Raw genomic sequence first — 20,503 nt, 5'->3', positions numbered from 1 at the left:
ACGGTGAAACAGCCGGATGGACTGGATCGGCTGGATCGCGCGGATCTCGGATCGCGAACCCGCACTCCGGGCGGCTCCCCGCTCCGGGTCACGGAACGGAAGTGCCGCGGGTCTCACGGCCGGGCGAACGGCGGCATCACCGCGGCGGGTCGCCGGCCTGCCCTTATCAGGCCCCGCCGCGGCAGGCAAGGACTACGAGTACCTGGCGCGTCATCTCCGACCACGTTACCTGCCAGTAGCGAGCCTGTCTGCTAGGAAGACCTAGTATCTCGATATGTGAGACGACAAAGGCCCGCCACCCGGACGGGCGGCGGGCCTTCGGCCATCGCTCAGCGTGCGAAAAGGGGTGCCGGCCTCCCGCGGAACCGAACCGGGAGGCGGCGGGGCGATCAGTCGGCGAGGTCCACCGTGCGGCCGCCCTCGGCGCCGATCTCCTGGGCGATCTGGTCGACGACCTCGGCCGGGATGGAGGAGTCCACGGTGAGCGCGATGAGCGCCCGCCCGCCCTTGGCGTCCCGCGAGACCTGCATGGAGGCGATGTTCACCTCGCGCTCGCCGAGGATCTTGCCCACGATGCCGACGATGCCCGGCCGGTCGGCGTAGGTGAAGAACGCCAGGTGCTCGGTCGGCTCGATCTCCATCTGGAAGCCGTTGACCTCGACGATCTTGGTGATCTGGCGCGGCCCGGACAGCGTGCCGGACACCGACACGGTGCGGCCGTCGGCCAGCACGCCCCTGACGGTGACGACATTGCGCCAGTCGGGGCTCTCGTCGCTGGTGACCAGCTCGACCGTCACGCCGCGGTCCTTGGCGAGCAGCGGGGCGTTGACGTAGGTCACCGAGTCCTCGACGACGTCGGTGAACACGCCCTTCAGCGCGGCCAGCTCGAGCACCCGCACGTCATGGGCCGCGATCTCGCCGCGGATCTCGACGTCCAGGCGGGTGGCGACCTCGCCCGCGAGGGCGGTGAAGACCCGGCCGAGCTTCTCGGCGAGCGGCAGGCCCGGCTTGACGTCCTCGGCGACGGCGCCGCCCTGGACGTTCACGGCGTCCGGGACGAACTCGCCGGCCAGCGCGAGCTTGACGCTGCGGGCGACCTGGGTGCCGGCCTTCTCCTGGGCCTCGTGGGTCGAGGCGCCGAGGTGCGGGGTGACCACGACGCTGTCGAGCTCGAACAGCGGGCTGTCGGTGCAGGGCTCCTTGGCGAACACGTCGATGCCGGCGCCGGCGACCCTGCCCTCCTTGATGGCGGCGTAGAGGGCGGCCTCGTCCACGATGCCGCCGCGGGCGACGTTGACGATGCGGACCGACGGCTTGACCGTGTGCAGCTCCCGGTCGCCGATGAGCCCGATGGTCTCCTTGGACTTGGGCAGGTGCACGGTGATGAAGTCGGCCTGCTTGAGCACCTCCTCCAGCGAGACCAGCCGCACGCCCATCTGCGCGGCGCGGGCCGGCTGCAGGTAGGGGTCGTAGGCGATCAGCTCGACGCCGAACGGGGCCAGGCGCTGCGCCACCAGCTGGCCGATGCGGCCCAGGCCGAGGATGCCCACGACCTTCTCGTCGAGCTCGACACCGGTGTACTTGGAGCGCTTCCACTCGCCGTTCTTCAGCGCGCCGTGCCCCTGGGCGACGTTGCGGGCGCTGGCGAGGATCAGGGCGACGGTGTGCTCGGCGGCGCTGGTGATGTTGGAGGTCGGCGCGTTGACGACCATGACACCGGCCTTGGTGGCGGCTTCCACGTCGACGTTGTCCAGGCCGACCCCGGCTCGGGCGACGACGCGCAGGCGGGGCGCGTGGGAGAGCGCCTCGGCGTCCACCTGGGTGGCACTGCGCACGATCAGCGCGTCCACCTCGGCGAGAGCGGGCAGGAACTGCGAGCGGTCGGCGCCGTCGGTGTGACGGACCTCGAAGTCCGCTCCGAGCACGGCCAGACCAGCTTCGGACAGCTCCTCTGCGACCAGGACGACGGGCTTGTTCACGGGTAGTCCTTTGGGAAGTGCGGATGCACGGACAAGGTTCGAGTCTATCCGGGCTTGTGAAAGCACTCACGAGCGTCCGCCATCCGAGACGCCGCGCCGCCCGCGGCCACATGGGGCATCCGGGACGACCGACCACGATCGGGCCGCGCGGGGTCCGGAACGATCGATCACACGAGATTCTGCGGCCGCCTGCGGCCGGCCCGGTAGGCCGCGGGAACCTTCTCGGCGCCGCCGAGGCCCAAAACGTCCACTATGTGAGATGATTTCGCCGCCACCGACCGCTTCGCAAGGCACGCCGACCTGGGTGTTCTGTCCGGTATGCGAGGTTATTCGGCCCAGTCGAGCCGTCCAGCATGTGAGACGTGGGGCGCTTACCCACCTGCGCGGGATTCCACGCGCGAGCCGCCATCTTGGTATTGCTCACAACATTTCTTGACGATTAGGCTGATAAGCCGTGTCCTACTACCTATCGTTTGTCGTATGAGCATCGGGAACCCCGCTCTCGGAGAAGTGCTCGCGCAGCACGGCAGCCCGCACCGACTACTGGCGGCTCTTGCCGAGTGGGGCATCCTGGTGGCCGTGCGCCCCGACCGGTCCGTCGTGCTCGGCACGACGCAGGCCGGCGATCGCGTCCTGCTCGGGTACACCGGTCCGAGCACCTACGCACGGCACCGCGGCAACCACTCGTTGTCGGCGTGCGACGCCGACACCATCCTCGACATCCAGCGCGTCACCGGTGTGCGGGAGATCGTCATCGACGCGGCGGGACCGGCGGCGGCGGCCGTCCCCATCGAGGACCTGCAGCGCTATCTCGCCTCCACGCGGAGCGGCCAGCACGCGCCGGCCCTGTCCAGCGCGTCGCCCACGGCCTACGCCACCGGCGCGATGGCCACGGTGTCCCGCCACAGCACCGTGCCGAGCGCGCCGGCCTTCGGGCGGAACGAGACGCTGACCGCCCCCGTGGCGCAGAGCGCGCACGACGCCCCCGCGAGGGCGTGGATCCCCGCTCCGCGCCCCCACCTGTCGGGGCCGATGCAGCAGGTCGATCCCGGGTACAAGCGGTGCGCCCATCCGATCCTGCCGGCGCTGCGCGTGGCGATCTCCGAGCTGCTGCGCGACTTCCCGCTGGTGCACCACGTCTGGATCTCCGAGGCCCGCACGGTCTCCGGCTCCTCGGGGATCATGCTGCACGTCAAGGTGCACACCCGTGACGCCGAGGACATCGTCCGCGACCTGCACCGCATGGTCCGCGCCCGGCTGCCGCAACTGGCGGCCAGCGAGGCGCCTGTGCTCATGGCCCGCGTGGCGGACGCCAACACCGAACGCCGCATGATCGAGCTCGGCGCCCACGTCGTGTGCGCCGACGTCTCCGACTGCTGACCCCGGCCGCCACTGATCCCCGGCCACCGTCGAGCCCGGCCGCTGCCGATCCGCGGCCGCCATCGCGGCCGGCGGCCGCCGTTCCACGGCCGCCGCCGAGCCCGGCGCGGCCGGGGACGGGCGACCGCCCGCCGTCCCGCCCCCGCGCCGCGCTCTGACTCCGGTTCCTGACTTTCCGGCCCGGCCCGCGCCGCCTCCCGGAAGCCCCGAAACGACCGGGCCCGCCGCCTTGACCACGCCTCGGCGAAACGCCGGTCAAGGCCGAAGGGACGGTCCACGGGAGCCGGCGGACGAACCGGAGCCCGGACCGCTGGAACCGCCGGCCGAACGGTGTGGCGAAGGGCGCCGGACGGGACGGCGAGGACCGCCGACGGGGTGGCGGCATGGCAGGCGGAGCGGGCCGGGCATGGCAGGCGGGGTGGCGCCGCACGATCGTCACCGAGCTGCGGCCCGGGAGGGCTGGCGGCCAAACGCTTGCTGGTCTGTAATGGCGCAATGGTTCCTTCGACCACGGCGACTCCCGTCACGGCCGTCCCGCGAAGCGTCCGGCTCGGTTACGGTGTGGGCTCGTTCTGCACCGCCACCTTCAGCGCCATCCCCGGCCTGCTGCTGCTGTTCTACATGACCAACATCCTGGCGGTCCCGCCGCTGCTGGCCGGCGTCGTGGTCTTCGCCCCCAAGGCGTGGGACCTGGTCATCAACCCGCTGGTCGGCCAGTGGTCGGACCGCACCGTCTCCCGCTGGGGCCCGCGGCGGCCCTGGCTGCTGGCCGGCGCGGCGATCCTGCCGGCGGCCTTCGCGCTCACCTTCTCCGGCCCGCCGCTGACCGGCACGCCCGCCGCCCTGTTCGTCGGCGCCTTCTTCCTGCTGGCCGCCACCGGGTACGCGTTGTACGAGGTGCCGTTCAAGGCGATGCCCGCCGAGATGACCGGCGACTACCACGAGCGCACCTCGCTGCTGCAGTGGCGCATGATCTTCGTGGCGCTCGCCATCGCGCTGAGCGGCATCATCGCGCCCGCCATCGCGGCTCACTCGCTGGACGGCTACCGCACGATGGGCATCGCCTTCGGGGCGCTGCTGCTGCTGTCCATGCTGGCCTCCTTCCTCGGCACGGCCAAGGCCCCGATGACCGGCGCCGTCGAGCCGGAGTCGAGCCTGCGCACCCAGCTCGCCGCGGCGCGGGCCAGCCGTCCGTTCATGTGGCTGCTCGGCCTTTCCAGCGCCCAGACGCTCGCGGCCGGGGTGATGCTGGCCGGCGCCCCGTACTTCGCCTCGTACATCGTCCAGGACGTCTCGGCCACCAGCACCCTGTTCGCCGCGCTGGTGGGGCCCATGCTGATCACCATGCCGCTGTGGGTGTGGACGGCGCGCAAGATGGACAAGCGAGGGGCGATGCTCCTGGCCGGCGCGCTGTTCCTCGTCGGCGGCCTGGCGGTCGCGCTCACCCCGGTCTTCGGCGCGCTCTACGCCCACCTGGCGACGCTGGTGATCGGCGTCGGGTACGCCGGCCTGCAGCTCCTGCAGTTCTCCATGCTGGCCGACGTGATCGCCCACGACTCGGCACGCAGCGGCAAGCGCAGGGGCGGGGTGTTCACCGGCCTGTGGACGGCCGTGGAGAGCGCGGTGGCCGCGCTCGGCGCCGCGGTGGTCGGCGTGGTGCTCGCGGCGGGAGGCTTCGTCTCCTCCGACCCCGAGCACCCGGTCACCCAGCCCGGCAGCGCGCTCACCGCGATCATCCTGGCGCAGGCCGTCATCCCGGCCGTCATCGTCGGCCTCGGCATCTGGATGACGGTCAAGTACGACCTCACCGCCGACGACCTGGCCAAGGCCGACACCGCCGAGCCCGCCACCGCGGACGGCACCGCCTCCCGTGGCACCCCGGCCTGACCCGGCCTGCTGGTCGACGACCCCTGCCCCGTGTGCGAGGGCAGCGACCGCGGCCCTTGCGCCCCGCACCCGGCGAGCCGGTCGCCTCAGGTCGTGCGGCGAGGCGGTGTGACCCGGGCTCGGGTGAACGCCGCGGCGACCAGACCCGCCAGCAGGGGCAGCGCGACCACCAGCGCGGCGATGGAGCCCCACGGAACGGTGATGGGGTTGTAGACCGGCACTCGGTGCGCGATGGACGTCGACTCCATGGCGGCCACGCCGAGGGACAGACCCGCGACCGTGCCGGCGGCCATCCCCGTCACGGCCACGAACCACGCCTGCCCGAGCGTCACCAGCCGCCGCAGGCCGGGCGGCGCGCCCACCGCGCCGAGCGTGGCCAGGTCCGGCCGGGCGTCGGCCACGGCCAGGCCGGTGGCGGCGAACGTCCCGCCCAGGACCAGGACGACGGCCGCCCCCGCCAGGACCAGCAGCGTGACCTCCATCGGGTTCACCGGGCCCCGCTCGACGTAGACGTAGACGCCGGACCGCCATGCCTTCGCCAGGCTCTGGACCTTGTCCACCTCCTCCGGCGTCACCTGGTGGCGGCCGGGGTCGACGACGAACCCCGTGAGCCGCGGCCGTAAGCCGAGCTCCGTCGCCGTCCGCGTCGGCACCAGGACGTCGGTGACGGCGGCGCGAGTCGCGCGCACCTCCACGGCCGGCACGCTGACCTCTCGGGGCTCACCGCCGAGCACGCGCAGCCGCACCGCGCCCGCACGCACCGCGCCGGGCCGGAACACCAGGACCTTGCCCGCCGCCAGGGCGGCCGCCGCTCGGGGGTCGTCGCGGCCGGCGAGATAGCGTGCCAGGTCGGGCCCCCCGATGCGGGAGGCGTTGCCATCGTACGGGTTTCCGCACTCCGTCCTGGTCGCGCAGTCGGCGAGCTGCATCCCGTAGGCGCTCACGCTGTCCGCGGGCCGGTACACCTCGGCCAGCGGCACTCCCGGCAGCGCGCTCCGCAACGCCGTGCGCACGCGTTCGGCCCGCTCGTCCGTCGGCTGGCCGATGTCGACCGTCAGTGCGCCGGCCACCTCCTGGGGGTGGTAGTCGTGCAGCCAGCGTGTCTCCGCGCTGGCCGCGGCGATCATGCAGGCTGCCAATCCGGCCGTCGCGGCGGCCACGGCGGCGACCGCCGGGGCGGTACGTCCCCGGTTGCGCACCGCGTCCCGCGCGGCCAGCCGGAACGGCAGCGGCAGGCGGGCGGCGAGCCGGCCCGCGACCCGCACCAGCCACGGGGTGAGCAGGACGAGCCCCACCATCGTGCAGAACGCTCCGGCCGCGAGGCTGAGGTCGCTCAGCAACGAGATGACGCGGCGGTTCGCTCTCCAGCCAAGAGTGATCACGAAGCCGGCGGCGACGAGCGCGAGGCCGGCCAGAGGAAGGCCGTTCCGGACGCGGGCCTGCGCCGGCCGTCCGGCCAGCGCCGCGACGACGTCGGCGCGGGCGGCCCGGCGGGCGGGCATCACCGCGGCCGCCACCGCGCTGCCCAGGCCGAGCACCGCGACCGCGGCGACATAGCGGATCGGCACCTCGTACGGTCCGGCGATGGCGCCGTTCACGCTCTCCAAGATCGGGATGGCGCCGCGTGCGGCGGCGAGCCCCGCGGCCAGGCCGAGCACCGTGGCGACACCGCCGAGCACGAACCCGTCGGCGAGCACGATGGACCGCAGGTGGCGGGCGGAGCCGCCCTGCGCGGCGACCAGCGCCAGCTCGCGGCGGCGGCGCCGGATGCCCACCGCGAACGCGGGACCGGCCAGCAGGACGATCTCCAGCACCACCATCGTCACGACCAGCCCGCCGACGGCCAGGTCCACGGGTCTCATCCTCGGAGCCGACCGGATGCGCCATGAAGTCCCGGAATCCCTGCCGGTCACCACGGCGCGCGAGGTCACCGACAACCCTTCGGCGTTCAACCGCCGCACGTCCTTCCATCGCACGGGCCCCGGCGTGTCCACCAGCCATTCGACCGCTCGCTCGCGCGCCTCGGGCGCGGGGAGCGTGACCACCACGTCGAGGTCGAGGCGGTCGGCGTCGTCCACGACCCCGACGACCGGATGGTCGGTGGCCGAGCCGGACAGCCGTATAGGCGACCCGAGCGGAGCGCCGTGCCGGGCGAGCCAGGAGGACACCACGACTTCGTCCGGGTTCGCGGGGAACCGCCCCTGCCGGAGCGGATAGAGACCCTGAGTCAGTGGGTCACGCAGGTCGAGCTCGACCACCCTGGTGGGGTCGAGAGCAGGGCCCGCGTAGAGCTCCCGTCCGGGCGTGATCGGCACAATGCGGGTGCCCGGAGGCAGCAGTGCGGCCAGCCGGTCCGTCGTCACCGGCCGCGTCTCCTGCGTCGTCCGCGGATCCTTGGGTGTCCAGAATTGCCCCGTATCGTCCTGCTGCACCGGCCGGCCCGGCGCCCTGGCGACGATCCGCGCGTCCGACGTGCCCAGGTCGCGGTTCAGCCGCTCCCGAGGGGTCAGGTCGAAGGTCACGAGGAGGACGGCCATCGCCGTGACCGCCAGGACGGGCAAGCCGATCATGATGACGACCAGGGCGCTCCTGCCCTTGAACCGCCGGGCGTCCCGCCAGGACAGCCGCAGGGCCGCTCGCAGCCCGCTCACGCGGTCACCGCCGCGGTGCTGTCGGCGATCACGCCGTCGCGCAGGAAGACGACGCGGTCGGCCCAGGCGGCCAGGCGGGGTTCGTGGGTGACCAGCAGGACGGCGGCGCCGGCGTCGCAGCGGGCGCGTAACAGGGCCAGGATGTCCTCGCCGGTCGCCGAGTCGAGGGCGCCGGTCGGTTCGTCGGCGAGCAGCAGCCGCCGCTCCCCCACCAGCGCGCGGGCGATGGCCACCCGCTGCCGCTGCCCGCCGGAGATCTCGTCGGGGAAGCGGTCGGCGACCTCGGCCACGCCCACCTCGCCGAGCGCCGCCACCGCCTCGCGCCTGGCCTGGCGGGCGCGGACGCCGTCCAGCTCGCGCGGCAGCATGACGTTCTCGGCGGCCGTCAGCGAGGGGATCAGGTTGAGGTCCTGGAAGACGTACCCGACGTGCCGCCGTCGCAGGCGCGCCAGTTCACGGGCCGACAGCGCGCCGAGGTCGGCGCCCTCGACGGTGACGTCACCGGCCGTCGGGCGGTCCAGACCACCGGCGACGTTCAGCAGGGTGGACTTGCCCGATCCGGACGGACCCATCACCGCGACCAGCTCACCGGGGGCGACCTCCAGGCTCACGTCTCTGAGGGCGTGCACGGCTCCGGCGCCCTTGCCGTGGATGCGCGCCACGCCGGTGAGGCGGACGACGCGGTCAGTCGTCATTGGTGGTCTCCTGAGAAGTGGCGGGTACGGCCTCGGTGGTCTCCGGGGGACCGGCGGACACGACCGTTTCCCGTGATGTGGCGAGCACGGCCTCGCAGTGGTCGAGCCAGCGCTGCTCGGCCTCGGCCTGGAAGATCATGGAGTCGAGCACCAGCCGCTGCGCGGCCCCGGTCACGGCGCGCTTGGCGCGGGTGAGCTCCTGCAGGGCGCGCATGGTGGCGGTGCGCTGGGTCTGGACGACCCGCCGGACGTCGGCCGCGGGCGCGGTGACCGCCATCGCCAGCTTGATCACCAGCTCGTCCCTGGGCCGGTCGGCCTGGGCGATGGGGGTGGCGAACCACCGGTCCAGCTCCGACCGGCCCTTGTCGGTGAGCGCGTACACGACGCGTCCCTGGTCGTCCTGCTCGCCCGGCGCCACCATCCCGTCGCGCTCCATGCGTGAGAGCGTCGTGTAGACCTGGCCGATGTTGAGCGGCCAGGTCGCCCCCGTGGACGCCTCGAACTCGGCGCGCAGTTGGTAGCCGTACCTCGGCCCCTGTGACAGCAGGGCGAGCAGGCCGTGCCTGATGGACATGAATACCGAGTATGCATACTCAGTATGCCCGGCGCAACAGATCCCGCATAATCTGGACACCTCACCGTTGCCAGCCTGATACTCGGGACATGAGCTCGACGCACCCGCCTGTGCGCGCCTCCGATGGGGACCGCGATCGCGCCATCAACGAGCTCCGCGATCACGCCCTCGAGGGTCAGATCTCGCACGACACCTTCCTCGGACGGGTCGACCGCGCGCTACGGGCCCGCAGCCAGGTCGAGCTCACCGATCTGGTCTCCGACCTGCCGCCGTCCGGGCGGTGGCGCCGCCGGTTGACCGAGGCCGTGGCCTCGGTGTCCGACCTGACCACGCGCATCGAGACGGCCTGGCGCCGCCCCCGGCTGCCCCGGCTGGCGCTCCCCGTCGACAGCCGCACCCGCTACGTCGTGGGCCGCGGCTCGGAGTGCGACCTGGTGCTGACCGACCTGACGGTCTCGCGCGTGCACGCCGAGCTGCGCCGCGAGACCGAGTCGTGGCTGCTGGTCGACCTCGGGTCGCTCAACGGCACGCGGCTGAACGGCTGGCGCCTGGTCGGCCCGGCCCGCGTCCGTGAAGGCGACGAGATCTCCTTCGGCGAGTGCGCCTTCGTCCTCGCCCCCCCGGTGGCCTGACCTCCGTCGTTCACCGACCGGCGCCGCGCTGCGGGCGGCGCCCGTACACCGAGGCCGAAGGCCGCATCGACCGATCACGGCCAAAAGAAACGGGCGAGTCTCCCAGAGACCCGCCCGTTCGTCCGTTCCGCGGAACACGAGTAATCGATCGACCTGCGAGCGCACGGCAGAGGCCCGCAGGTCGATCACGCCGTGTCGGCCTCCTGGTCAGCGGCACGTGCCCAGGAATGCCTTCGGCAGATCAGGAAATCAGGAACTTCTCGTAATCGCCGACGCTGTCCGCCCGGGCCCGGAGCATGGCGTAGCCGCCACCCGTGTAGGCCAGCTCAGCGCTCACGTACTTCCCATTGACCAGGGACTTGATGGTGTAGTAGCCCTGTGCCTTGTTGTGCTCGATCTGGAACTTCTCGAACGAAGCGACACTGGTCGCGCGTGCCCGCAACATACCCTTGTCCGCGCCCGTGTAGTTCTTCTCGGCACTCACGTAGCGCTGGGCACCGTACGAATAGATCGTCTGGTAGCCGTCCTGTGGGCAGATCGAGAACTTCTCCCAGGCTCCGACGCCTCCCGACCGCGCGCGAAGCTGACCGGATACATATCCGCCGTATTCCACCTCGGCGGCGACGTACTGGTTGTTGGCCTTCGACTTGATCGTGACGTCGGCGCAGCTGTCGTCGCCGAGGTCCCAGTCGGGAATCGTGCGCCTCTGCTGCACGACGGTGGCGGTGTCGGCGATCGCCGCGGGCATCGCGGCCATCATGACCGGCCCCGCCACCGACACCATGCCGAGCGCGGCGATGATATTTCTAAGCTTCATTTTCCTGCTTTCTCTGGTCTTTCCGCGTGATCGGCCGGCTGCACGGCCATGCCGGCAGCCGCCCGTCCTGACCTGGCACCGCGCACGATCCACCAGCGGCCGCCCCTGAGGAGTCGGCCACCTACGGCCCCCGCCTTTGCCGCTGCAGACGATAGGAAGAACCACGGCGAGCGGTATGCGTAATTCTGCACAGATAGCATGTGATCAGCGCCACAGACGCAATGAAATAAGGCATTTATAAATCTTCACTCGTCATCAACCGATGGCCGGGAATCGAATTCACTTTCCGTCCGGTGGACGATGTCCGACCACTCCGGCGGATATCCGCCGCCGGGCACGCGACGCATCATCCGCCCGTCTCCGCCCTCGACCTGCCCCGGTTATCGCGTGCCCGCCGCGCGGGCCTCTGCTACCGTGACCGGCATGAAGCGCGCTGGTTCGACGACGACGCCGAGGAGTGTCCCGGCGCGCTGACAGCTGACTCTGAGTCCGAAGCCCCGGGGCGAGTGCCCCGGGGCTTCGCCGTGTGGTCACCCGCCTCGACACCCGCGAGGAGACCACGATGCGGATGCACGACCACCGCAGACTCGGCCGCGAGCTCGGCCTGTTCGACACCGACCCGCTGATCGGCGCGGGGCTGCCGTACTGGCTTCCGGACGGCGCGGCCGTGCGGCACGCCCTGGAGGAGTACATCCGCGGCGCCGAGCGCCGGGCCGGCTACCGGCACGTCTACTCCCCCGTGCTGGGCAAGAGGGAGCTGTACGAGATCTCCGGGCACTGGTCCCACTACAGCGACGACATGTTCCCCCCGATGGACCTGGGGGGCGAGCAGGTCGTGCTGCGGCCGAGCCTGTGCCCGCACCACGCTCTGATCTACCGCTCCCGGGGGCGCAGCTATCGCGACCTGCCGCTGCGGATGGCCGAGCTGGGCGGCATGTACCGCTCGGAGCTGTCGGGGGTGCTGGGCGGGCTCACCCGCGTCCGGGCGATCCAGTTGAACGACGCGCACATCTTCTGCACCCTGGACCAGGTCGAGGAGGAGGCCGCGGCGGCGCTGGCGATGATCGTCCGGGCCTACCGCGCCCTCGGCATCCGCCCGGCCCGCTACCGGCTGTCCCTGCCCGGGCCGGGCGGCAAGTACGTCGCCGGCGCAGAGCTGTGGCGGCGCTCCACCGACCTGCTCGTCGGGGCGCTTTCGGCCTGCGGCCTGGACTACGAGGCCGTCGAGGGCGAGGCGGCGTTCTACGGCCCCAAGATCGACGTCCAGATCGCCGACGGCGCCGGCCGTGAGTCCACCCTGTCGACCGTCCAGGTCGACTTCCACCAGCCCGAGCGGTTCGACCTGCACTACGTCGGCCCGGACGGCGCCCGGCACCGGCCGGTCATGGTGCACCGCAGCATCATCGGCAGCGTGGAGCGGGCCGTCGCCCATCTCATCGAGGTGCACGGCGGCGCCTTCCCCGCCTGGCTCGCCCCCACCCAGCTCACCGTCCTGCCGGTGTCGCAGGCCGAGGTGCCCCGCGCCGACGGACTGCTGCGCCGCTGCGCCGAACTGGGGCTGCGCGCCGAGGTCGCCGGGCCCGAGCACGGCAGCCTGGGAGCCCGCGTCCGGGCCGCCCGGCTGGTGCCCTACCACCTGGTGATCGGCGCCAGGGAGGCCGCCCGCGAGGAGGTCGCCCCGCGCCTGCGGGACGGGCGACGCCTGGACGCGCTGCCCGCCGCCGAGATGCTCGCCCGGGTGCGCGCCCTGGTCGAGGCGCACAGCACCGATCTGTGGGACGACGCCGCCGCCCCGGACGACCAGGGCGTCCGTCCCTGACACACCGGCGCCAACCGTCCGGGCGGCGGCGCCGGGGTCGCGGGGGTATGAGATCACCGGGTGGACATACGTAGGTTTCCGTATTGTCGGCCGGAGCGGTGTTGTCGATGATCCCACCAGGCCGAGCCCTCATGGAGGCACCCCGTGCACAGACGTAGACAACTCACCACAATGCTGGCAGCCGCCGCCCTGACGGCCACGCTGACGCAGGCGACCGGAGGCGGGCCCGCGAGCGCGGCCGACCCCGCCCCCGGCGTGGCCGACCTCACCAAGGACATCGACCAGGTCCTCAGCGCGTCCAACCTGGTGGTGGCCCGCGCCGGGGTGGTGGTCAAGAGCGCCGCGACGGGCGAGCAGCTCTACGCGCAGGACGCCGGGAAGATCTTCCTGCCCGCCTCCAACACCAAGCTGCTCACCTCGGCCGCCGCCGTGGACACCCTGGGCCTGGACTACCGCTTCACCACCAGCGTGCTCGGCACGGGCCGAAAGGCGGGGTCGGCCCTCACCGGCGACCTCTATCTCAAGGGCACCGGCGACCCGACCATGCTCGCCGCCGACTACGACGCGCTGGCGGCGAAGGTCGCCGGCGCCGGCGTGAAGCTCGTGACGGGCCGGCTGGTCGCCGACGACACCTGGTTCGACGACGTGCGGCTCGGCACCGACTGGGCCTGGGACGACGAGCCGTACTACTACGCGGCCCAGATCTCGGCGCTCACCGCCGCACCCGACACCGACTACGACGCGGGCTCGGTGATCGTCTCGGTGGCACCCGGCGCCGCGGCGGGCGCGCCCGCCAAGGTGACCACGACGCCCGAGACCGACTACGTCAAGATCGAGAATCACGCCACGACCGGCGCCGAGACCGACGTCGTGGTCAACCGCGTGCACGGCACCAACACCGTCGTGATCACCGGCACGGTCGCCGACACCTACGACGAGTGGGTGGCCGTCAACGACCCCACCGGGTACGCCGCCTCGCTGTTCCGCAAGGCGCTCGCCAAGCACGGCGTACGCCTGCTCGGCCCGACCACGCGCGGCGCCGCGCCCGAGGGGGCCAAGGCCCTGGCCACCCGCGAGTCGATGCCGCTCTCCCAGCTCCTGGTGCCGTTCCTCAAGCTCAGCAACAACATGCACGCCGAAATCCTGACCAAGGCGATGGGCCGCAAGGTCTCCGGCAAGGGCACTTGGGACGCCGGGCTCGCGGTCACCACCGTCTTCGCCAAGGCCAACCGCGTCAAGAACGTGCGCCTGCGCGACGGCTCAGGCCTGTCGCGGCTGGACGGGGTCACCCCCGGCGAGCTGACCGACTACCTCATCGCGCTGCGCGCCAAGCCGTGGTTCAGCACCTGGTACGACGCCCTGCCGATCGCCGGCAACGCCGACCGCTTCACCGGCGGCACGCTGCGCAGCCGCATGGCGGGCACCGCGGCGGCGAACAACGTGCACGCCAAGACCGGCTCGCTCACCAGCGTCTCGGGCCTGTCGGGCTATGTGACCAGCGCCGACGGCGAGCCGCTGGTGTTCTCGATCATCACCAACAACTACCTGACCGGCAACCCCAAGCCGGCCGTCGAGGACGCCATCGCCGTACGCCTCGCGCAGTTCAAGCGCGACACCCCCGTCGACACCCCCGCCCAGCTCAGGACCGCCACTCCCGCGGGAGCCGAGGACACCGGCCTCGAATGCTCCTGGCTCAAGCCCACCCCCTGCTGACCGGCCCATGACCTCGGGCCCGGCTTCGACGAGCCGGGCCCGAAGGCAGGCGTCCGCGAGCCGCCCGACAGGGATTTCCGGGCGCCCCACGCGGCATGGTCAAAACCACGTCCGGCGAACCAGGCCGAACTCCATGTTCCGCGCCATGTGACCGGCCGGGTGACCGGCCGTGCGCCTAGGCCGAGGTTCGGGCCGGTGAGGTCAGCAGCGGCCGCGACGGGTGGGGCTGTAGACCGGGCGGTTCGCGGCGACGACCCACGCCTCGGTCATGTAGGTGAACTTGTTGCCCCTCTTGCAGTTGGCGTAGAGCGTCCGAGGGCCAGGCCCGCGCCAGGTGATGTACTTGATGGTCTGCCAGCCCCATGCGCGCTTGCGCATCAGGTTGGTGCCGAAGAGCACGCCGCGGCAGCCGGGCGCCCAGACGGTGGCGGCGATCTTGCCGGGACGCACCTCGGGGCGGTACATGTGCAGGCATGTCGCGGCCCGTGCCATCGCCTCCGCGGCAGCCGGCGACCCGGCGGCGACGGCGGTCTCCTTGCCGCGGGCGGCCTGGACGGCGGTGCTCTTGAACGCCTGGGCGGCGGCCGAGCTCAGGGGAACCGAGGAGGTGGCCGCCTGGACCGTCGGCGCGGCGGTGATCGTGCCGGCCACCAGGACGGCGCCGAGCGCGACGCTTCTTGCAACGTGCATTGCGTGAGTCCTTCCGCTGAGGTGTCTCGCCTGGATCGGCCAGGCACAGCCAGCTCACCTGGGCGGAAAGGTGTCCAACAAGCGGCGCAACACTATTGGACGCGATTGACTGATCTCGTACGGCGGGCGTAAGACGCAAGAGGTCCAGCCGATTGCCACGCTCTCCGATCTCAGGAAGGTGATCTTCAGATGGGCGATGCGGTGACCTCGCCTCCGCCGGACCCGGCAACCGCAAGCACCCCCGGAGAATTCGTCGACGCGCTCGATCGGCTCAGGCTCTGGGCGGGACGGCCCTCACTGCGCCGGCTGCGCCATCTGGCCGGCCGCTCGACCACCCCCGACGGCCAGCAGGTGGACGCCCTGCCGCCGAGCACCGTGTCCTACACGCTCAATGGACGGGGCCTGCCCGGCCTGCCGCGACTGGCCTTCGTCGAGGCCTACGTAACGGCGTGCCTCACCGCCTGCGACCTGCCGTCCGAGCAGATCGAGGAGCAGGTCGCGCGCTGGCAGGACGCCTGGCGGCGGCTTGCCACCCCGGGCGACCTCGAGCCCGCCGCCCAAGAGGCCGAGGGAGCGACATCCCAGCCCCACCCCCCGGACCAGGCGTCCTCCCGGGCGGGCCGCACCCGCCTCATGCTGGCCGGCCTGGCCGGGCTCGCGGCCGGCGCGCTGATCGCCACGGTGGTGACCCTGTTCCTGCGGCCCGCCGCCGGGCAGGGCATCCCCCTTCGCGGTGAGGATCCCAACCGATGCGATTCGCCCTACGTCTGCTTCTACGATCACGGTCAGACCGGCCGGTTCCGCGACGTCACCGACGAGTACCAGCCGCTCAACGACAGCCGCGACACCTCGGCCATGGCCAACCCGCGCAAGGACGACGTGGTGTGGCTGCGCTGGGAGGACGGCCACACCGAGTGCACGCTGCCCTTCGCGACCTACCGCCTGGCTCCGAAAGTGGCCGACATCCGCATCAGCCGCGACTACCACTGCCCTTCGCGGACCGGCGAACGCCGCGCCGTCCTCGACCCCGCCGCGGTCGTGCCTGCCCCCCTGCCTCCCTGCTACGCCACCACCCCGCCCCGACCGCAGGCAGGTGACTCCCCGACCCCGACCTGAGGCCTCGGCCCGACGGGACGGACGCCGGAGATCTCGCAGCCACGGGTCAAGCAATGACTTTCATGTTTCCATAGAGTGGTCAAGCAAATACGGATAGTGTTCACGTCGTGCCTACGAGAGAACACCAGATCTGGCTCGAACTCATACGAGAGCGCCCGTCCCTGGCGGCCGACCTGCTGGGATGCGTCCAACCCGACGCCGTCCCCGTCTTCGCCGAGGCCCGCGTGGAGTCGGCCGACCTTACCGAGCACAACCCCACCGAGTACCGTGCCGACACCGTGGTCAGCCTGCTCAGCGGAACCAAACCCGCCATGGCCGTCATCGTCGAGGTGCAACGCCACCAAGACAACGACAAACTATGGAGTTGGCCCGCGTACCTGGCGACCCTCCGCGCCCGCCGGCGCTGTCCGGTCGTGCTCCTGGTCATCAGCCCTCAGCGGGAAACCGCCCGATGGTGTGCCCGGCCCATCCCTCTCGGCCACCCCGGACTGGTGTTCAAGCCGCTAGTGCTGGGCCCCGACGAGATCCCAACGATCATCGATCCGCAGCAGGCGAGGACCAACCCGGAACTCGCGGTCCTGTCGGCAATGATCCATGGTGATGGCACCGACCGCGAGAAGATCTTCGCGGCGATGCTGGAAGGGCTCGAGAACATCGAGTCCGAGCAGGCGCAGGGTTATATTGACGAAGTGCTGGCCATCCTTCCGGAAGCGGCCCGGGATGTTCTGGAGGAGATCATGAAAACCGGTACACGCGAGTACAAGAGCGACTTCGCTCGCCACTACTACGGGCGCGGCCTCGCCGAGGGCGAGGCGAGGGGCGAGGCCAAGATGTTGCTGCTCGTGCTGGACGCACGGGGCATCGAGCTGCCCGATGACGCGCGAGCCAAGATCTTGGAATGCTCCGACCTGGCGCAGATCGAAAAATGGGGACGACGCGCCGGTACCGTCGGCTCCGTTGACGAGCTGTTCGCCTGAACCACCCGGAACGAAATGATCGCCCGAGCCGGAGGGCGGCTCGGGCGATCACTTGTCGATGTGCGGGTTACTTCTCCTTGAGCCAGCTCATCATCGGGCGGAGCTTGGCGCCGGTCTGCTCGATGGGGTGCTGGGACAGCTCCTCGCGGTACTTGCGGAAGTTGCCCTGGCCGCCGTCGAACTCCTCGACCAGCTCGCGGGCGAAGGCGCCCGACTGGACCTCGCCCAGGATGCGCTGCATCTCCTTCTTGGTCTCGGAGGTGACGACGCGCGGGCCGCGGGTGTAGCCGCCGAACTCCGCGGTGTCGGACACCGACCAGTACATCTTGGAGATGCCGCCCTCGTACATGAGGTCGACGATGAGCTTCATCTCGTGCAGGCACTCGAAGTAGGCGACCTCGGGCTGGTAGCCCGCCTCGACCAGCGTCTCGAACCCGACCTTGATCAGCTCGGAGACGCCGCCGCACAGCACGGCCTGCTCGCCGAACAGGTCGGTCTCGGTCTCCTCGGTGAAGGTGGTCTTCAGCGCGCCGGCGCGGGTGCCGCCGATGCCCTTGGCGTAGGACAGCGCGAGCTGCCAGGCGTTGCCGGTCGCGTCACGCTCGACGGCGACCAGCACCGGAACGCCGCGGCCGGCGGTGAACTGGCGGCGCACCAGGTGGCCGGGGCCCTTGGGGGCGACCATCGCCACGTCGACGCCCTCGGGCGCCTCGATCAGGCCGTAGCGGATGTTGAGGCCGTGGCCGAAGAACAGGGCGTCGCCCTCGACCAGGTTCGGCGCGACGTGCTCGGCGTACAGGTGACGCTGGATGTGGTCCGGCGCGAGGATCATGATGAGGTCGGCCTCCTCGGCCGCCTCCCCCGGGGTGACGACGCGCAGGCCGTCGTTCTCGGCCTTCTCGCGGCTCTTGGAGCCCTCGGGCAGGCCCACTCGCACGTCTACGCCGGAGTCGCGCAGCGACAGCGCGTGGGCGTGGCCCTGGCTGCCGTAGCCCAGCACCGCCACGTGCCGGCCCTGGATGACCGACAGGTCGGCGTCGTCGTCGTAGAAGATCTCAGTCACTAGCTTGCCTTTCATGGATTCTTACGGCTCGCGCCCGCAGGGCTCACGCGCTGCGGTCCAGGGCCCTGAGCGAGCGGTCGGTGATGGAACGGGCGCCGCGGCCGATGGCCACCATGCCCGACTGGACGAGCTCTTTGATACCGAACGGCTCCAGCACCCTGATGAAGGCGTCGAGCTTGTCCGGCGTGCCGGTGACTTCGATGGTCACCGCGTCCGTGGCCACGTCCACACAGCGGGCGCGGAACAGCTGCACCAGTTCTAGCACGTTGGAACGGGTGTCGGCGTCCGCGCGGACCTTGATGAGCGTGAGCTCCCGCTGCACGGACTGGGAGGGGTCGAGCTCCACGATCTTGATCACGTTGACCAGCTTGTTGAGCTGCTTGGTGACCTGCTCCAGCGGCAGCTCGGCGACGTTGACGACGATGGTCATGCGCGAGACGTCGTCGTGCTCGGTCGGCCCGACCGCCAGGGAGTCGATGTTGAACCCGCGCCGGCTGAACAGCGCGGCGACCCGGGCCAGGACACCGGGCTTGTTCTCGACGAGAACCGACAGCGTGTGGCGGCTCATGCGTTCCCTCCTGCGAAACCGGTGGATGGTCCGTGGGCCCGTGCGCTCATGACTCCTCCTCGTTGTCCCACACGGGAGCCAGGTCACGAGCGAACTTGATCTCGTCGTTGCTGGTTCCGGCGGCGACCATGGGCCACACCATCGCGTCCGGGTGCACGACGAAGTCGATGACCACGGGCACGTCGTTGATCTCCATCGCCTTGCGGATCGTGGCATCGACGTCCTCGGGACGCTCGCACCGCAGGCCCACGCAGCCATAGGCGTCGGCCAGCTTCACGAAGTCGGGGATGCGGCGGGGCGACTGCAGGTCGGTGTTGGAGTAGCGCTCGTTGTAGAACAGCGTCTGCCATTGACGGACCATGCCGAGGTTGCCGTTGTTGATCACGGCCACCTTGATCGGCACCCCTTCGAGCGCGCAGGTGGCGAGCTCCTGGTTGGTCATCTGGAAGCAGCCGTCGCCGTCGATCGCCCACACCGTGGCCTCGGGCTGCCCCATCTTGGCGCCCATCGCCGCCGGCACCGCGAAGCCCATCGTGCCCGCGCCGCCGGAGTTGATGAACGTGCCCGGGTTCTCGTAGCCGATGAACTGGGCGGCCCACATCTGGTGCTGGCCGACGCCGGCCACGTAGTAGGCGTCCGGCCCGACCAGAGCGCTGAGCCGCTCGACGACGTACTGCGGCGCGAGCGAGCCGTCGTCCGGCGAGTCGTACCCCAGCGGATAGGTCTGGCGGTAGCCGTCGAGCACCGCCCACCAGGCGGTGTAGTCGCCGGAGCGGCCCTCGGCCTGCTCGTGCTTGATGGCGCCGAGCAGGTCGGTGAGCACCTCGCGGCAGTCGCCCACGATCGGGACGTCCGCGTGGCGGTTCTTGGAGATCTCGGCCGGGTCGATGTCGGCGTGGATGATCTTGGCGTGCGGGGCGAAGGTGTCCAACCGGCCGGTCACCCGGTCGTCGAAGCGCGTGCCGAGCGCGATGAGCAGGTCACTGCGCTGCAGGGCGCCCACGGCGGCGACCGTGCCGTGCATGCCCGGCATGCCGAGGTGCAGGTCGTGGCTGTCGGGGAAGGTGCCCCTGGCCATGAGGGTGGTGATCACGGGGATGCCGGTCAGTTCGGCCAGTTGCAGCAGCTCGGCCGAGGCGCGGGCCTTGTGCACGCCGCCGCCGACGTACAGCACCGGCCGCTTGGCCTCGGCCATGAGGCGCGCGGCCTCTCTGATCTGCTTGGAGTGCGGCCGGGTCACCGGGCGGTAGCCCGGCAGGCGCATGACGGGCGGCCAGGAGAAGGCGGTGGTGGCCTGCAGGGCGTCCTTGGAGATGTCGACCAGGACGGGGCCGGGCCGGCCCGTCGAGGCGATGTGGAAGGCCTCGGCGATGGTGCGGGGAATGTCATCGGCGTCGGTGACCAGGAAGTTGTGCTTGGTGATCGGCATGGTGATGCCGGAGATGTCGGCCTCCTGGAAGGCGTCCGTGCCGATCAGCGGCGCCGCGACCTGCCCGGTGATCGCCACGATGGGCACCGAGTCCATGTACGCGTCGGCGATGGCGGTCACCAGGTTCGTGGCGCCCGGTCCGCTGGTCGCCATGCAGACTCCGACCCGGCCGGTCGCCTGGGCGTACCCCTCGGCGGCGTGGCCCGCGCCCTGCTCGTGGCGTACGAGGACGTGCCTGACCTTGGTGGAGTCGTAGAGCGGGTCGTAGGCGGGCAGGATCGCGCCGCCCGGGATCCCGAACACCGTGTCGACCCCGACCTGCTCCAGCGCCCTGACGAGGGCCTGCGCACCTGTCATCTCTTCGGTCATCGGCTCGTTTCCTTGCGTGGCTGAGCTGGGCTGTGGCCATAAAAAATGCCCCGCTCGCCGGAGAGGCGATGCTGGGGCTGCGCGCAGGCTGGGGACTCTTCGTCAGCGACCCGCGCGCCGGCGAAGTACTACACCGTCAAGCCG

General features: G+C 71.2%; 16 protein-coding genes. 7 read left to right on the top strand and 9 right to left on the bottom strand.

Features of this window, described 5'->3' with window-relative positions:
• Positions 1–389: 389 nt before the first annotated feature.
• Positions 390–1,979 carry a phosphoglycerate dehydrogenase gene (serA, locus tag ACFQSB_RS25195; RefSeq protein ID WP_354847344.1) on the bottom strand — a complete coding sequence of 530 codons (1,590 nt, stop codon included), beginning with the start codon at positions 1,977–1,979 and terminating at the stop codon, positions 390–392.
• 480 nt (positions 1,980–2,459) lie between these two features.
• Here serA and ACFQSB_RS25190 point away from each other — a divergent pair, with 480 nt between their 5' ends.
• Both ACFQSB_RS25190 and ACFQSB_RS25185 read left to right on the top strand, forming a co-directional pair.
• Positions 2,460–3,359: a hypothetical protein gene (locus tag ACFQSB_RS25190; protein ID WP_354924861.1), complete on the top strand. Its 900-nt coding sequence runs from the start codon at positions 2,460–2,462 to the stop codon at positions 3,357–3,359.
• Positions 3,360–3,854: 495 nt separating this feature from the next.
• Complete coding sequence (locus tag ACFQSB_RS25185) at positions 3,855–5,246, top strand: MFS transporter (RefSeq protein ID WP_380829448.1); 1,392 nt, start codon at positions 3,855–3,857, stop codon at positions 5,244–5,246.
• Positions 5,247–5,332: 86 nt separating this feature from the next.
• On the opposite strand, the gene ACFQSB_RS25180 is transcribed toward ACFQSB_RS25185, so the two are convergent.
• Genes ACFQSB_RS25180 through ACFQSB_RS25170 form a run of 3 tightly spaced genes read right to left on the bottom strand, consistent with a single transcriptional unit; the run spans position 5,333 to position 9,166 of the window.
• Positions 5,333–7,897, bottom strand: coding sequence for an FtsX-like permease family protein (locus ACFQSB_RS25180; RefSeq protein ID WP_380829447.1), 2,565 nt, complete (start codon positions 7,895–7,897; stop codon positions 5,333–5,335).
• Positions 7,894–8,592, bottom strand: coding sequence for an ABC transporter ATP-binding protein (locus tag ACFQSB_RS25175; protein WP_380829446.1), 699 nt, complete (start codon positions 8,590–8,592; stop codon positions 7,894–7,896). The genes ACFQSB_RS25180 and ACFQSB_RS25175 overlap by 4 nt, the downstream gene beginning before the upstream one ends.
• The gene (locus tag ACFQSB_RS25170; protein WP_380829445.1) at positions 8,582–9,166 is read right to left on the bottom strand and encodes a PadR family transcriptional regulator; all 585 of its coding nucleotides are present in this window, start codon (positions 9,164–9,166) and stop codon (positions 8,582–8,584) included. The genes ACFQSB_RS25175 and ACFQSB_RS25170 overlap by 11 nt, the downstream gene beginning before the upstream one ends.
• A gap of 89 nt (positions 9,167–9,255) precedes the next feature.
• On the opposite strand from ACFQSB_RS25170, the gene ACFQSB_RS25165 reads away from it, so the two are divergent.
• Positions 9,256–9,798 (top strand): DUF1707 and FHA domain-containing protein, encoded by a 543-nt coding sequence (locus tag ACFQSB_RS25165; protein WP_354847326.1) that lies wholly within the window; start codon positions 9,256–9,258, stop codon positions 9,796–9,798.
• 241 nt (positions 9,799–10,039) lie between these two features.
• Here the strand turns inward: ACFQSB_RS25165 and ACFQSB_RS25160 are convergent, their stop codons facing one another.
• A complete protein-coding gene (locus ACFQSB_RS25160) occupies positions 10,040–10,615 on the bottom strand; it encodes a fascin domain-containing protein (RefSeq protein WP_380829444.1) in 576 nt (191 codons plus the stop codon).
• Between the two features lie 526 nt (positions 10,616–11,141).
• Between ACFQSB_RS25160 and thrS the strand changes: the two genes are divergently transcribed.
• On the top strand, positions 11,142–12,434 hold the full coding sequence (gene thrS / locus ACFQSB_RS25155; RefSeq protein WP_380829443.1) for a threonine--tRNA ligase: 1,293 nt from the start codon (positions 11,142–11,144) through the stop codon (positions 12,432–12,434).
• Between the two features lie 144 nt (positions 12,435–12,578).
• Positions 12,579–14,147, top strand: coding sequence for a D-alanyl-D-alanine carboxypeptidase/D-alanyl-D-alanine endopeptidase (gene dacB / locus ACFQSB_RS25150; RefSeq protein WP_380829442.1), 1,569 nt, complete (start codon positions 12,579–12,581; stop codon positions 14,145–14,147).
• 201 nt (positions 14,148–14,348) lie between these two features.
• Here the strand turns inward: dacB and ACFQSB_RS25145 are convergent, their stop codons facing one another.
• Positions 14,349–14,837: a hypothetical protein gene (locus ACFQSB_RS25145; protein WP_380829441.1), complete on the bottom strand. Its 489-nt coding sequence runs from the start codon at positions 14,835–14,837 to the stop codon at positions 14,349–14,351.
• A gap of 189 nt (positions 14,838–15,026) precedes the next feature.
• Between ACFQSB_RS25145 and ACFQSB_RS25140 the strand changes: the two genes are divergently transcribed.
• Both ACFQSB_RS25140 and ACFQSB_RS25135 read left to right on the top strand, forming a co-directional pair.
• On the top strand, positions 15,027–15,953 hold the full coding sequence (locus tag ACFQSB_RS25140) for a hypothetical protein (RefSeq protein ID WP_380829440.1): 927 nt from the start codon (positions 15,027–15,029) through the stop codon (positions 15,951–15,953).
• 107 nt (positions 15,954–16,060) lie between these two features.
• The gene (locus ACFQSB_RS25135; protein WP_380829439.1) at positions 16,061–16,930 is read left to right on the top strand and encodes a hypothetical protein; all 870 of its coding nucleotides are present in this window, start codon (positions 16,061–16,063) and stop codon (positions 16,928–16,930) included.
• A 67-nt stretch (positions 16,931–16,997) separates the two neighbouring features.
• On the opposite strand, the gene ilvC is transcribed toward ACFQSB_RS25135, so the two are convergent.
• The 3 genes from ilvC to ACFQSB_RS25120 are packed head-to-tail and all read right to left on the bottom strand — an operon-like array spanning position 16,998 to position 20,446.
• Positions 16,998–17,984, bottom strand: a complete 987-nt coding sequence (gene ilvC, locus ACFQSB_RS25130) for a ketol-acid reductoisomerase (RefSeq protein WP_380829493.1) — start codon at positions 17,982–17,984, stop codon at positions 16,998–17,000.
• A 52-nt stretch (positions 17,985–18,036) separates the two neighbouring features.
• Positions 18,037–18,561 carry an acetolactate synthase small subunit gene (ilvN, locus tag ACFQSB_RS25125; protein WP_354847308.1) on the bottom strand — a complete coding sequence of 175 codons (525 nt, stop codon included), beginning with the start codon at positions 18,559–18,561 and terminating at the stop codon, positions 18,037–18,039.
• A gap of 46 nt (positions 18,562–18,607) precedes the next feature.
• Complete coding sequence (locus ACFQSB_RS25120; RefSeq protein WP_380829492.1) at positions 18,608–20,446, bottom strand: acetolactate synthase large subunit; 1,839 nt, start codon at positions 20,444–20,446, stop codon at positions 18,608–18,610.
• Between the last annotated feature and the right edge of the window lie 57 nt (positions 20,447–20,503).

It is taken from the genome of Sphaerisporangium rhizosphaerae (assembly GCF_042665155.1).
In the GTDB taxonomy this organism is placed as follows: Bacteria; Actinomycetota; Actinomycetes; order Streptosporangiales; family Streptosporangiaceae; genus Sphaerisporangium; species Sphaerisporangium rhizosphaerae.
Note: the sequence above shows the minus strand (reverse complement) of the source record. Positions and strands in the feature narration are given on the sequence as shown.